General features: G+C 60.3%; 8 protein-coding genes and 2 pseudogenes. 6 read left to right on the top strand and 4 right to left on the bottom strand.

Annotated elements, in window-relative coordinates; genetic code table 11:
* Positions 1 to 194 precede the first annotated feature (194 nt).
* The 3 genes from malT to malK all read left to right on the top strand — a co-directional run bounded on the left by malT (position 195) and on the right by malK (position 5,872).
* Positions 195 to 2,951 carry an HTH-type transcriptional regulator MalT gene (gene malT / locus AC1RQI_RS14815; protein WP_481905400.1) on the top strand — a complete coding sequence of 919 codons (2,757 nt, stop codon included), beginning with the start codon at positions 195 to 197 and terminating at the stop codon, positions 2,949 to 2,951.
* Positions 2,952 to 3,116: 165 nt separating this feature from the next.
* Positions 3,117 to 4,739 (top strand): alpha-glucosidase, encoded by a 1,623-nt coding sequence (locus AC1RQI_RS14810; RefSeq protein WP_481905410.1) that lies wholly within the window; start codon positions 3,117 to 3,119, stop codon positions 4,737 to 4,739.
* 17 nt (positions 4,740 to 4,756) lie between these two features.
* Positions 4,757 to 5,872, top strand: a complete 1,116-nt coding sequence (gene malK, locus AC1RQI_RS14805) for a maltose/maltodextrin ABC transporter ATP-binding protein MalK (RefSeq protein ID WP_481905399.1) — start codon at positions 4,757 to 4,759, stop codon at positions 5,870 to 5,872.
* Positions 5,873 to 5,957: 85 nt separating this feature from the next.
* Here the strand turns inward: malK and malG are convergent, their stop codons facing one another.
* The 3 genes from malG to malE form a co-directional block, all read right to left on the bottom strand.
* Positions 5,958 to 6,848 (bottom strand): maltose ABC transporter permease MalG, encoded by an 891-nt coding sequence (gene malG / locus AC1RQI_RS14800; protein ID WP_481905398.1) that lies wholly within the window; start codon positions 6,846 to 6,848, stop codon positions 5,958 to 5,960.
* A 20-nt stretch (positions 6,849 to 6,868) separates the two neighbouring features.
* Positions 6,869 to 8,407: a maltose ABC transporter permease MalF gene (malF, locus tag AC1RQI_RS14795; RefSeq protein ID WP_481905397.1), complete on the bottom strand. Its 1,539-nt coding sequence runs from the start codon at positions 8,405 to 8,407 to the stop codon at positions 6,869 to 6,871.
* Between the two features lie 67 nt (positions 8,408 to 8,474).
* The gene (malE, locus tag AC1RQI_RS14790) at positions 8,475 to 9,674 is read right to left on the bottom strand and encodes a maltose/maltodextrin ABC transporter substrate-binding protein MalE (protein ID WP_481905396.1); all 1,200 of its coding nucleotides are present in this window, start codon (positions 9,672 to 9,674) and stop codon (positions 8,475 to 8,477) included.
* A 706-nt stretch (positions 9,675 to 10,380) separates the two neighbouring features.
* On the opposite strand from malE, the gene gap reads away from it, so the two are divergent.
* The 3 genes and pseudogenes from gap to AC1RQI_RS14775 form a co-directional block, all read left to right on the top strand.
* Positions 10,381 to 11,379 (top strand): type I glyceraldehyde-3-phosphate dehydrogenase, encoded by a 999-nt coding sequence (gap, locus tag AC1RQI_RS14785; protein ID WP_481905395.1) that lies wholly within the window; start codon positions 10,381 to 10,383, stop codon positions 11,377 to 11,379.
* Entirely contained in the window at positions 11,379 to 12,827 is a 1,449-nt protein-coding gene (gene pyk, locus AC1RQI_RS14780; protein WP_481905394.1) for a pyruvate kinase, read from the top strand. Before gap ends, pyk begins: the two co-directional genes overlap by 1 nt.
* Positions 12,828 to 12,935: 108 nt before the next feature.
* A pseudogene (locus AC1RQI_RS14775) lies at positions 12,936 to 13,034 on the top strand (transcriptional regulator HexR); the annotation flags it as partial.
* 238 nt (positions 13,035 to 13,272) lie between these two features.
* Here the strand turns inward: AC1RQI_RS14775 and AC1RQI_RS14770 are convergent.
* Positions 13,273 to 13,347: pseudogene (locus AC1RQI_RS14770) on the bottom strand (hypothetical protein); the annotation flags it as partial.
* Positions 13,348 to 13,550: the final 203 nt, after the last annotated feature.

Raw genomic sequence — 13,550 nt, 5'->3', positions numbered from 1 at the left:
CGGGCGGAGACACTCGCATTACAGTGACTTTCCTGTGCCTGCCGCGCCGGGTCCCAGAGGGCGTACCACCGGATTAATTGTGATAACGCTCACGACCTTGTTGTTTTATTACTATTTTTGCTTCTGTTTTGGACGCATAATAGCTTTAATTTTGTTATTTTTACAACACTACCAACAATAAGATTCCTGAAAAAATGACCAAGCCTGTCGACCTGAGCACGCTGCCCCTGATTGGTGCCAAGCTGTTGCCGCCACCCCAGCCGCCCCATCTTCTGGAACGGGAAAAGTTCAGGGAGCTGCTGCATGACACACAGATCCCCAGCCTGCTGCTGGTCCAGGCCCCGGCCGGCTACGGCAAGACAACGACCACTGCCCAGCTCCTGGCCCGCCTGGACGCACGCACCGCCTGGTACCGCCTTGATGCCCAGGACAACGACAGCACCCTTTTTGCGCGCTACCTGGTGGAATCCATCCACCAGGCCACGGGCGCTTGCCCGGGAACCCGCGACCTGCTGCGGGATGCGCCCGATGGCCCCCTGCAAAAAACCCTGACGGCCCTGCTCTCGGAACTGCCACTGGAAGACGAACCGCTCTACGTCGTGCTGGACGACTACCACCTGATCGACAACCCGGACGTCCACGAGGGGGTCCGCTTCCTGCTGCGCCACCTCCCGCCCTATCTGTGTCTGGTTGTACTGACCCGGCGCCTGCCACCCCTTGGCGTGGCTCAGTTGCGCATGCAGGGACGCCTGCTGGAAGTCACCGCCGCCAATCTGGCCTTCAGTGCGGATGAGGCCCAGGCCTACTTCGAGAGCCGGCTTGCCTTCGAAATCTCCCGGGAATCCATCGAGCGGGCCGTGCGACGTGCCGAGGGCTGGATCTCCGCCCTGCAGCTGCTGGCCACCCACGCCGATACCAGCGTCACGTTCAATGGGCTGGTGGAACAGTTGGAGACCGGCAACCAACACCTATTCGAATACTTCGATGAAATGCTGGAGCAGAGCGTGGACGCGCGCCAGAGGGATTTCCTCATGCACACCAGCATCCTGGAATCCTTCGATGCCCCCCTGGCGGCACGCCTGATGGGCGCGGAGGACAGCCAGGCGCTACTGCACAGCCTCCTCGGCTCCGGCCTGTTCATTGTTCCGCTGGACAGCAGCGGGCTCTGGTTCCGCTACCATGCGCTTTTCGCGATCTACCTCAAACACCTGCAGGCGTGCCTGCTGCCCCAGAAAAGCCGCTCTCTGCACCAGGCCGCCTCCGATGCCTGGGGTGAGCGCGAGTGCTACGAAGCCGCCGCCCACCATGCGGTCGAGGCCCGCGACGAGGAGCGCATCACCGGCTTGTTGCGGCACAAGGGCCAGCAGTTCTTCACGGAAGGACGACTGTCGCTGCTCCAGCACTGCCTGGATACCCTGCCCCAGGAGACGATCGCGGCCGATCCCGTACTGACACTCCTGCGGGCCTGGATCGCCCAGAGCAACTACCGCTTCAACGAGGTGGAGAAGTGGCTGGCGGCGGCCGAACGCAGCCTCCAACCCAACGTGGAGGAGGAGGCGGCGGGAACCATTCAGAGCGAGTTCAATGCCCTCCGCGCCCAGGTGGCCATGAATCTGGGGGAACCGGAACGGGCGCTGGAACTGGCCCATTCCGCACTGGCCTACGAGGCCCGTTACCTGCCGCCCTCCAGGGTGGCCGCCGCCTCGGTCATCGGTGAGGCCCTGTTCGTACAGGGCAACCTCTCCGAGGCCCTGGAACACATGGAGCGTACCGAACAGCTCGCGCAGGCCATGGGCGCCCACCAGAACGTCCTCTGGGCCCTGTGCCAGCAATCAGAGATCAGCGTGGCCCAGGGCTATCTGCAAAAGGCGTACAACCTGCAGGAACGGGCCTTCCAGTACACGGAGGAAAACCAGCTGGAACACCTGCCGATCATGGAGTTCCTCTATCGGATCCGCAGCCAGATCATGTGGGAATGGCACCACCTGGAGAGTGCCGAGAGCTGCGCCCTGAAGGGGATCGAGATCCTTGAAGCCCAGGGAGAGCGCTGGCACGTGCAAAGCTACATCACTCTGGCCAAGGTCGCCCAGGCGCGGGGCCGCCAAACCCTCTGCGCCGACTACATCCAGAAGGTGCAGAAGATGCTGGCCGCCGGCGATGAATACCATATGGACTGGCTGGCCAACGCCCATGCAGCCATGCTCGCCTACTGGGAGGCGGTGCGCGACCGCGAATCCATCCAGCACTGGCTGACCATTGCTCCGCCCTACGATGTGGCGAAGGCCACCAACCACTTCATGCAGTGCAACGCCCGCAATTGGGCCCGGGCGTATACGAGTCTGGAACAATACGACCAGGCGGAACGCATTCTGAAGGCCCTCGAAGAGCGGGCCGAGACTCTGGGCCTGAGCACGGACCAGAACCGCAACCACATCACCCTGGCCCGGCTCTACTGGCTGCGCGACGAGCGCGAACAGGCCCTGGACCATGCCCAGGAGGCGCTGCGCCTGGCCAGCACCAGCGGGGCCGTGGGCAGTTTCCTGAAGCTGGGCAAAACGCTCATCAACCTGCTCAAGGCCCTGAAGATGGAGCGCGAGCTTGAAACCATGGAAGAGCAGCGGGCCGAACGCCTGATCCAGCTCGTTCAGCAGCAACGGGACTTTTCCCGGGCCATCCGCATCAGCCTGGACGAGGCCATCATCCAGGACATCATCGACCGGCCGGACGTCCCCGAACTGATCCGAACCTCACCCCTGACCCGGCGTGAGTGGCAGATACTCAGTCTGATCCACGCCGGGCTTTCCAATGATCAGATCTCGGAACACCTGAAGGTAGCGCCCACAACGATCAAGACCCACATCCGCAGTCTGTACCAGAAGCTGAACATTACCCAGCGCTCGGAGGCGGTTGAGCTGGCAAAGGATCTATTGAGCAAGATTCAGGGGGAGTAAGAGGTCACTGATCCCCCTACTCCTCCTCCCCGCTACTACGCCGACAAAAACCCCGAGGGGAGGATGCCGCGGCATCACGAGAATCCCAACATAGAAGCATCCAGCAGACTCGCCAAGACCGACAGGCGGGCTGAATCCTAATCCTTAGACAAGACGTTAGGTGTGATGCAGAAAAACAACGACTGGTGGCGCGGCGCCGTCATCTACCAAGTGTATCCCCGAAGTTTCTTTGATTCCAACGACGACGGTATCGGTGATCTGCCAGGGATCACGGCCAAGATGGACTACATTGCCGATCTCAACGTCGATGCCATCTGGCTGTCCCCCTTCTTCACTTCGCCGATGAAGGACTTCGGTTACGACGTCTCGGATTACCGGGGCGTCGACCCGATCTTCGGCACCCTGGACGATTTCGACCGACTGATCGAGGCCGCCCACAGCCGGGGCCTCAAGGTCATGATTGATCAGGTCCTCAGTCACAGCTCCGATCAACATGCCTGGTTCAAGGAGAGCCGCCAGGACCGTACCAACCCCAGGGCCAACTGGTATGTGTGGGCCGACCCCAGGGCCGACGGCACGCCTCCCAACAACTGGGTATCCGTGTTCGGCGGCCCGGCCTGGACCTGGGACAGCCGGCGCAAGCAGTACTACCTGCATAATTTCCTGACCAGCCAGCCGGACCTCAACTTCCACAATCCCGACGTGGTCGACCAGGTCCTGAGCGAGGTACGCTTCTGGCTCGAGCGGGGTGTGGACGGCTTCCGCCTCGATGCCATCAATTTCTGCTTCCACGACCCCATGCTGCGGGACAACCCGCCCAGCGACGCGATCCAGGAAGGCTCCATCGGCGTTCGGCCGGAAAACCCTTACGCCTACCAGTTGCACCAGTTCGACAAGACGCGCCCGGAGAACCTGGCCTTTCTCAAGCGCCTGCGACGGCTGCTGGATGAATACCCCGGCACCACCAGCGTGGGCGAAATCGGCGACGACAACTCACTCAGGACCATGGCCGAATACACGCGCGACGGCGACAAGCTGCACATGGCCTACTCGTTCGATCTGCTGACCGAGCACAACGGCGCCGACTTCGTCCGCGACACGGTGGAAACCATCGAAACCCAAATGACCGACGGCTGGCCCTGCTGGGCAATCGGCAACCACGACGTGACCCGGGTTGCCAGCCGCTGGGAGGCTCAGAGCACCGACCAACTGGCGCAGTTCATGGCGACCCTGCTCACCCTGAGGGGCAGCGTCTGCCTCTACCAAGGCGACGAATTGGGTCTACCCGAGTCCGAACTGGCCTATGAAGATCTGGTGGACCCCTACGGCATCAACTTCTGGCCGGAGTTCAAGGGCCGGGACGGTTGTCGGACGCCGCTGCCCTGGCAGGCCGACAGCCAGCATGGCGGCTTTTCAGTCCAGAACCCCTGGCTCCCGGTAGCCGATGACCACTTGGACCTCGCGGTCGATCGGCAGGAAGCCGATCCGGACTCGCTCCTCCACCGCTACCGTGACTTTCTGGCCTGGCGACGCCAGGAGCCGGCATTGCACGGTGGCGATATCCGTTTCCTGAAATCCCCGGACGGCACCCTGCTTTTCAAGCGCCGTACGGACAACGAAGCACTCCTGGTCGGCATCAACTTCCAGGAGCAGAGCATTGACATCAAAACCCCGGCGATTCAGATTCCGGTTGACCAGGTCCCTCTGGTTATCAACGGCATATGGCGCGACAATCAGCTCCATCTCCCACCCTTTGGCGTGGGCATTGCCCGAATCGCCCCAGAATAAATACAGGCAGGTTTCACATGGCGAGCGTTACACTACGCAATGTCTACAAACGATACGACGAGACCGAAGTCACCTCGAACATCAGCCTCGACGTCGATGACGGCGAATTTGTGGTTTTCGTCGGCCCCTCGGGCTGCGGCAAGTCCACCCTGCTGCGCATGGTTGCCGGGCTCGAAGACATCACCGAAGGCGAGCTGTTCATCGGTCCGGACAAGGTCAACGACATCCCGCCCAAGGACCGGCAGGTGGGCATGGTTTTCCAGTCCTACGCCCTGTACCCGCACATGAACGTGGCCGAAAACATGGCCTTTGGCCTCAAGTTGGCCCACTTCAAGAAGCAGGAAATGGACAAGCGTGTACAGGAAGCCGCCGAGATCCTGAAGCTTGAAAACCTCTTGGACCGTAAGCCCAAGGACCTCTCGGGCGGCCAGCGTCAACGGGTGGCCATTGGCCGGACTATGGTTCGCGAACCGGCGGTGTTCCTGTTCGACGAACCACTCTCGAACCTGGATGCGGCACTGCGTGTGCAGATGCGCATCGAGATTTCCAAGCTCCACAAGCGCCTCAACGCCACCATGGTCTACGTTACCCACGATCAGGTGGAAGCCATGACCATGGCCGACAAGATTGTGGCGCTGGACAATGGTTGCATCTCCCAGGTGGGCAAACCTCTGGAGCTGTACTACTATCCGTCCAACAAGTTTGTCGCAGGCTTCATCGGCTCACCCAGGATGAATTTCGTTCCCGCCAGGGTGCTGGACGCCGACAGCCAGAGTGCCCGGGTCAGCCTGATCGGCGGCCTGGAAGTGACCCTGCCGGTCAACGGGTCACGCCTGGAAGTGGGTGAAGAAGCAACCCTGGGTATTCGCCCGGAGCGATTCTGCGACGAGAACGAGGCGGCTGTGGTACTGCGCGGCACCGTTCAGGTGGTGGAACGGCTCGGTTACCAGACACTGATCCACACCGAGGTTGAAGGCCTGGATTGGGTGCTCACCCAACGGGCCCAGGGCACCCAGCCCATCGACGAGGGAGCGCCCATCGCTCTGGGCATTGCCCCGGAAGCCTGCCACCTGTTCGCCAGCGATGATGAGGCTTGCCCGCGCTTGTCTCAGGAACCTTGTGTCGATTGCTGATCAGGGAACCTGGCGAAAGGCAGCGACCTGAGATTTGACCCCAAAAAAGCCCGGCCAACGGCCGGGCAAAACGCAACCGTGAAACCTACCCCTTCACACCACCAGCGGTGAGACCGCCGACAATCCATTTCTGGCAATACAGGAAAACCACCGTAATCGGCAGGCCGGACAACACGGCCGCCGCGGCGAAGTCGCCCCAGAGGTAGTTCTGGTCCTGAAGGTACTGATTGGCCCCCACCGCCAGCGTCAGTTGATCCACATCCAGCAGCAGCACGGAGGCCATGGGGTACTCCATAATGTTCATGATGAAGGCGAGAATGAACACCACCATCAGAATGGGCACCGACAGGGGCAGGAGGATATAGCGGAAGGCCTGCCAGGTCGTGGCGCCATCCACGATCGCCGCCTCTTCCAGGGACGGGTCGATGGACTCGAAATACCCCTTGATGGTCCATATGTGCAGGGCCACGCCTCCCAGGGAGGCGATGATCACGGCGCCGTGGGTGTTGATCCCCAGCCAGGGCACGTGATTGCCGATCTTGTCGAAGAGGGCGTACAGCGCCACCAGCGACAGAACCGGGGGAAACATCTGGAAGATCAACATCGACTTCAGCATGAAGCCCTTACCCTTGAAACGCATGCGCGCAAAGGCATAGGCACTGGTCGTGGACAGCAGCAGGATCAGCACGGACGAAATCACCGCAACCTTCACCGAGTTCCACAGCCACAGAAGCACCGGAAACGGCGGCTGAAGCACCGTTCCGTCAGCCTGCTCATAAGGAATCCCCAGCGCCAGGTACCAGTGTTCCAGCGAAGGCCGCTCCGGCAGCAGGCTGCCGGTGGCGAAATTCCCCGTTCGGAACGAAATCGACGTCACCATCAACAACGGGAAAAGGATGAGGGCAATGAAGCCCAGCAGGGCGAGATGGGAAGCCCAGACCCGATAGCGGGTCGAGGGCGGCTCTACCATAGCCATAACTCAGTCTCCTCCGGGAGCTATACCTTGACCTTGGAAAGGTTCAGATTAATCAGCGATAACGTTCCCACCAAAAGGAAAATGATGGTGGCGATGGCTGCCGCGAGACCGAAGTCCTGTCCGGAATCCTTGAAGGCGATCCGGTACGTGTAGCTCACCAACAGGTCCGTGGTCCCCGCCGGGGTGCTGGCGCCGATGATGTCGGGCGCGCCACCGGTCAACAGGGCGATCAGGACGAAGTTGTTGAAGTTGAAGGCAAAGGCGGCAATCATCAGCGGCATCATGGGTTTGACGATCATCGGCAGCGTGATCCGGAACAGGTTGTCGATGGGGCCGGCCCCATCCATTGCCGACGCCTCGTACAGATCCCGGGGGATGGACTGCAACAACCCCATGCTCAGCAACATCATGTAGGGATAGCCCAACCAGGTGTTGACGATCAGGATCATGGTGCGCGCCAACGCCGGATCGCTGAACCACTCGGGACGGACGCCGAACAGATTCTCCAGCACCAGGTTGATCTCACCGAAGTTCTGGTTGAACAGCCCCTTGAATACCAGGATCGAGATGAATGCCGGCACCGCGTAGGGCAGGATCAGCATGGTGCGGTAAAACCCTTTGGCACCAATGCGATCCCATTGCAGCAGGCTGGCCAGAACCAGGCCCAGGATGAAGGTGAACAACACCGTCAGCCCGGCGAAGGCAAAGGTCCATACAAAGATCTGCATGAACGGGCCACTGATGCTGGGGTCTGTAAGGACCCGCATGTAATTCTCGAAACCGACGGTCACGGTCCATCCCGGGGTCAGCCGGTCACCTTCTTCATTCTCGAAGAAACCAGTTTCCTGATTGGGGACATAGACCTCCCCCGTGCGGTTGTCCACCAGGCTGCCGTCGTCCTGCTGCGAATAGACCGGTTCCAGGGGCGCGAAGCTGCGCAGGCTGGTCAGTTCCAGCGGGGTGCCGTCAGGGGTATTCAGCGTCAACTGCTTCAACGTCTCCCGGTTCTGGATCACTGCCCGCAGCCCCAGAACGTCGCCAGCCGGGGGGTTATCCACCTCTTCCAGTGTCACCGGTTCCTCAGACGGACCGTCCTCGAGTGACAGGGGCGGGCTGACATACGCCGTGCCGTTATCCAGGTAAGCGACGATCCCTTTCGGTGTTTCATGCAGCTCGAATTCGAAGCGCCTTTCTTCCGTCGGGTAGCGCTTGGACAGAAGCTGTTCGGTCACCCGCTCCTGGCTCAGCAGATTGGAGGCACTGTAGTTGGTGAAACCGATCCCGATCGTGTAGAAGAGCGGGAATATGACAAACAGCCCCATGCCGGCGATGGCGGGATAGACATACCGGTGTTTATACGCCTTCTGGCTGGTGAAGACATAGAGGGCCGACGCGGTCAGCACCAGGAACAGCAGGGCAAACACAAACTCGCCCTGAAGATACAGCGCGGTAATGAGGTAGAACGCCAGGGTGAATATACCTCCCAGGGCGAGCCACTTGAAAACAGCCCGAGGTATATGGCCTTTCGGCAGTGAAAAGGTCGCGATCTGCGTGGTCATGCTGGATACCTAATACAGTGGCGTGAGCGAAGGCCCGGCTTTGCGCCGGGCTCCAGTCTCAACTGAACTAGCGGACAATCCGCTCGGCGGCGGTATCCAGAGCATCTTCGACCGATTGGCGGTCGGACGTTATATTCTGCAGCGCCGGCTCCATGGATGACCAGAAAGCGCCCATTGCCGGCACATTGGGCATCGGCTCGCCCAGCTTCGCGTTCTCGAACATCGCCCTGATGTTCGGATCCTCGGAGAGGGTGTCCATAAAGGCCTTGTCCGCCACCGCACCCAGGGGGACATCATCGTTGACCGTTTTCAGCCCCTTCCGGGAAAGCATATAGTTCTCGATGAACTCAACCGCGAGTTCCGTATTGGGGCTGGCTGCATTGATGGTCGCTGCCATGACACCCACGAACGGTTTGCCCGGTTCGCCATCAATAGTGGGAATGGTGGTGACCCCGAAGTCGATGCCGCTCTTGCGAAGGTTGGACCATGCCCAGGGACCGGTGATCATCATGGCCACTTCGCCCTTATTGAACTTGGAGTCCATGACGCCGTAGTCGGCACCGCGCGGCATAACGCCTTCCTCGATCAGGCGCGTGATGGTTTTGGCCCCCTTGATCGCGCCCTCATTGTTCACGCCGGTGTCCTTGACGTCGTAGCCGCCGTCCTCGGTTTTCTTGAACGGATAGCCTCCATTGGCCGCCAACAGAGACCAGGAGAAATAGGTGTTGTTGTAGTCCCAGAGGATGGCTTTTTTATCCTCCTTGGCAAGTTCCTTGTCGAGCTCAATCACCTCCTCGAAGCTCTCCGGCGGCTCCTCCACCAGGTCCTTGTTATAAATCAGGCCAATGGACTCCACCGCCATGGGGTAGCCGTAGATGTCACCCTTCCAGGTCACGGCATCCCAGGTGAAATCGTAAATCCCATCCTTTACGGATTCGGAGGGGGTTACCGGCTTAATCAGGCCACTCTGGGCCCATTCACCGAAGCGATCATGAGCCCAGATGAAGATGTCCGGCCCGTTACCGGTGGCGGCAGCTTTCTGGAACTTATCGGTCACGCTGTCGGGATGGGCGACCTGGACAGGAATTCCGGTCTCATCGGTAAACCGGTCACCGACTTCCTGAAGGCCCTCATGCCCCTTGTCGGCACCGATCCAGACCACGAGCTTGCCTTCCTCGATTTCCGCGGCGGCCGGTCCAGCCAGACCTGCGGTCAAGGCGACGGTTGTGAGAAGCGCTTTGCCCAGATTGTTCTTGAACGGTTGCATAAGTCAGATCCTCAATCGGCTCAGGAACGATCCTGCTACCGCCAGCCCTCGACTCGGTGGCCGACCGACTCCATCGGTAATCGCGTCACCCTGGCGCCGACGGCAACTGTAGGTTGTCAGGAAGGTTCCCTAATTCTTGTTTTAGACGATGGCAATTTTGGCACCACCACTGCGGATGCATTACCGATATTCGGTGAAACCTGCATTATGCACATCCCCCTCGATTTTTATCCCCGAGGCGTAGAATCGGGGGCGTAGCCAGACACAGAAATTCCACCTACTCAACCTGCCCCGAATCTGCTGTGATGCGCTCCATCGAGCTGTATAACGACAACAATCGAGTAAACGCTTTCGTTTCAGCATTGCCCTGGCCTGTCTGCCCATTCTGGCGTTTTCGGGCTGTGTGACCACGCCACCACCGCAACCAGACGGCATCCGTCTTTTGGCGACGGAAGCCTCAATCCTGCAACACGCCCAGGTAGCGCTGACGCTCGTCACGACTGCGATCCATGATGCGCTGAGTGACCCGCTCGACCGTGGGATGCATCGTAAACCTCTTTCTTGGGGCCTTTGATCCGATCAGGATCGGTTTGTGGTTATTTTACTATCTTTACTTCATTTTTTTACGCCAAAAGGGTACCTTACTCCAGTTTTGTTTGTTATGTTTACTACATTCCAAACAAGTCAAACAACTGGAGAGCGCACTATGACAATCCGTGTCGCCATCAATGGCTTCGGTCGCATCGGCCGAAATGCACTCAGAGCCCTCTACGAAAACCAGTACCGCGATCAGATCCAGATCGTCGCCATCAATGACCTGGGCGATGCCGCCACCAACGCCCACCTGCTCAAGCACGATTCCGTCCACGGCCGCTTTTTTGGTTCGGTCAGCCACGATGACGAATCCCTCACCGTGAACGGGGACCGTATTGCCGTCTCATCCGTTCGAAATCCGGCGGATCTGCCCTGGCAGGCCCTGCGTGTCGATGTCGTCCTGGAATGCACCGGCCTGTTCACCACCCGTGAGAAGGCCCAGGCCCACCTCACGGCCGGCGCCAACAGGGTTATCATCTCCGCCCCGGCGCCGGATGTCGACGCAACCATTGTGCATGGCGTCAATCACGAGAGCCTGACCGACCAGCACCGGATCATCTCCAACGCCAGCTGCACCACCAACTGCCTGGCCCCCATCGCCCAGGCGCTGCACCAGGCAGTCGGCATCGAGACTGGCTTGATGACGACGACCCATTCCTACACCAATGACCAGACGCTGAGCGATGTCTATCACACGGACCTGTATCGGGCCCGATCCGCCACCCAGTCCATGATCCCGACCAAAACCGGGGCCGCAGCGGCGATCGGACTGGTTCTGCCGGAGCTGGACGGCCGACTGGACGGCATGGCGGTACGCGTGCCCACCATCAATGTGTCACTGGTGGACCTGTCTTTCATTGCCACCCGCGACACCTGCGCGGAAGAAATCAACCTGGCCATGAAGGCAGCCGCCGAAGGCTCGCCAGTACTGGGTTACAACTCTGAACCGCTGGTTTCCGTTGATTTCAATCACGACCCCCTGTCCAGCGTGTTCGACGCCAACCACACCAGGGTCAAGGGTCGCCACGCGAAGGTCCTGGCCTGGTACGACAATGAATGGGCTTTCTCGAACCGCATGCTGGACAACGCACTCGCCCTGGGAACCCGATAATGCTCAGACGGACCAAGATCGTCGCCACCCTGGGTCCGGCGACCACTGAAGAAGCCGCACTCAGGGGCATCATTCGCGCGGGTACGGACGTGATGCGCCTCAACTTCTCCCACGGCAGTGCCAACGAGCACAAGGCGCGAGCCGAGGCAGTGCGCCGCATCGCTCGAGAGGAAGGCCGCGTCGTCGCCATCCTGGCCGACCTTCAAGGTCCCAAGCTGCGCATCGCTCGATTCACGGATGGCAAGATCCACCTGGAAGCAGGTGCCCCCTTCACTCTGGACACGGCCTGGCCAAAGGAAGCCGGCACAGAAACCTGCGTGGGGCTGGATTACGAGCAATTGACCCGGGACGTCGAACCGGGCGACACCCTTCTGCTGGATGACGGACAGATCGAGCTGGACGTGCGACAGGTAGAAGGCACCTCGATCACCTGCCAGGTGCGTCAGGGAGGCGAGCTTTCCGACAACAAGGGGCTTAACAAGCGCGGGGGCGGACTGTCCGCCCCCGCGCTCACGGATAAGGACCGCGAAGACCTGAAAACGGCGGTGGAATTAGCCGCCGACTATGTGGCAGTCTCCTTCGCCCGTTGCCGGGAAGACATGGACCAGGCCCGCGAACTGCTGGCCGAGGCCGGCTCCGAGGCCCACGTCATCGCCAAGATCGAACGCGCCGACCTGGTGCATGATCCGGAACAACTGGACCAGGTTATCCTCGCCTCGGACGCCGTCATGGTAGCCCGCGGCGACCTGGCGGTGGAGATCGGCGATGCCGAGCTGGTGGGGGTACAGAAACACATCATCGATCGGGCCCGATGCCTCAATCGCGTGGTCATCACGGCCACGCAGATGATGGAGTCCATGATCAGCAGCCCGATGCCAACCCGGGCGGAAGTCTCTGACGTGGCCAACGCGGTACTCGACTACACCGATGCGGTCATGCTGTCGGCGGAGAGCGCCATGGGGCAGTACCCCCGGGAGGCCATCGAGGCCATGGCGCGCATCTGCGTCGGCGCCGAGAAGCAGCCCTCCACGCACCACTCCAGGCATCGCATCAACGAATCCATGGAGCGGGGGGACGAGGCCATCGCCCTGTCGGCCATGTACGCCGCCAACCACCTGGACAATGTCCGGGCCATCATCTGCATGACCGAGAGCGGCGCCACGCCCCTGATGATGTCCCGGATCAAATCGTCGCTGCCGATAGTCGCATTCACCCGGCATACGGCGACCGGCAACCGGGTCGCCCTCTACCGCGGCGTACAGACCGTGCGGTTTGACAGCGAGGCCATCCCCAATGACGCCATCAACGCCGCCGCCATCCAGGAACTGGAGCAGCGAGGTGTGGTGCACAACGGTGACCGGGTGATCATCACCAAGGGCGACTACGTCAATGCCCAGGGCGGCACCAACACAATGAAAATCGTCAAGGTAGGCGACACCATTCGATAAGCATTTTCGGCCCGGCGAAAGCGCAACCTTTCACTCTCCTGAGTGGTCTTTGCAGGGTTTTGGAGTCCCCTCCTACCCTGCCTTTTTTGTTCACCAAAAAGCGATCAGTCAGTGGCCCTGGACGCCCAGCACAAGTTCTACCGTTTCAACATCCCCGTCACCGCCTACGACGATGCCCTGATGCAGCGAATGGTCGCCGCCGGCGCCAGCTACGCCCACCCCTATTCCCACCCGGAAGCTGAAGCAGCGAGCTGGAAATTATTCGGTCAGGGCGATGTTCAATACCGACTCGGTTTGGAATACGTCCCTGACCGGCGCGCTTGGCGAGGTGGCGCCGGCCACTGGGCTGCTGGGCCTGATCCGGACAATACGTGCACTCAATGCTGTTTCGCCGGATCTCACGCAAGACCGTGCTGCTACTGCGTTGGATCTTCTCAGCAATGGTTCGAAGACGGCACTGGTGCTGCAAGCCGGACTCAATCTGATATCGTTGTCCTTGGGTGAGTTGTCGGTATCCCATCGGCGCTTCACTTAGAACGTTATCAACAAGCAGACCACTCATCAGCCATTCTTATCCCCCGTCAATCGGGTATCGAGATGGATGGATTCAGGCGCACTGGTGATGTGCGGGCTCGCCAGCCTATTGCCTGAATCAGTGACTTCGCAGGCCAATATACCCCGCAAAGCGCAAGCTGGGCTAATACGGGCAAAATCTGAATAGAT

The organism is Salicola sp. AFF1, assembly GCF_056783195.1.
Note: the sequence above shows the minus strand (reverse complement) of the source record. Positions and strands in the feature narration are given on the sequence as shown.

What these genes read in the sequence shown, in the direction of transcription:
- malT (WP_481905400.1), top strand. Translation starts at nt 195, where the DNA reads ATGACCAAGCCTGTCGACCTGAGCACGCTGCCCCTGATTGGTGCCAAG.
- AC1RQI_RS14810 (WP_481905410.1), top strand. Translation starts at nt 3,117, where the DNA reads ATGCAGAAAAACAACGACTGGTGGCGCGGCGCCGTCATCTACCAAGTG.
- malK (WP_481905399.1), top strand. Translation starts at nt 4,757, where the DNA reads ATGGCGAGCGTTACACTACGCAATGTCTACAAACGATACGACGAGACC.
- malG (WP_481905398.1), bottom strand. Translation starts at nt 6,848, where the DNA reads ATGGCTATGGTAGAGCCGCCCTCGACCCGCTATCGGGTCTGGGCTTCC.
- malF (WP_481905397.1), bottom strand. Translation starts at nt 8,407, where the DNA reads ATGACCACGCAGATCGCGACCTTTTCACTGCCGAAAGGCCATATACCT.
- malE (WP_481905396.1), bottom strand. Translation starts at nt 9,674, where the DNA reads ATGCAACCGTTCAAGAACAATCTGGGCAAAGCGCTTCTCACAACCGTC.
- gap (WP_481905395.1), top strand. Translation starts at nt 10,381, where the DNA reads ATGACAATCCGTGTCGCCATCAATGGCTTCGGTCGCATCGGCCGAAAT.
- pyk (WP_481905394.1), top strand. Translation starts at nt 11,379, where the DNA reads ATGCTCAGACGGACCAAGATCGTCGCCACCCTGGGTCCGGCGACCACT.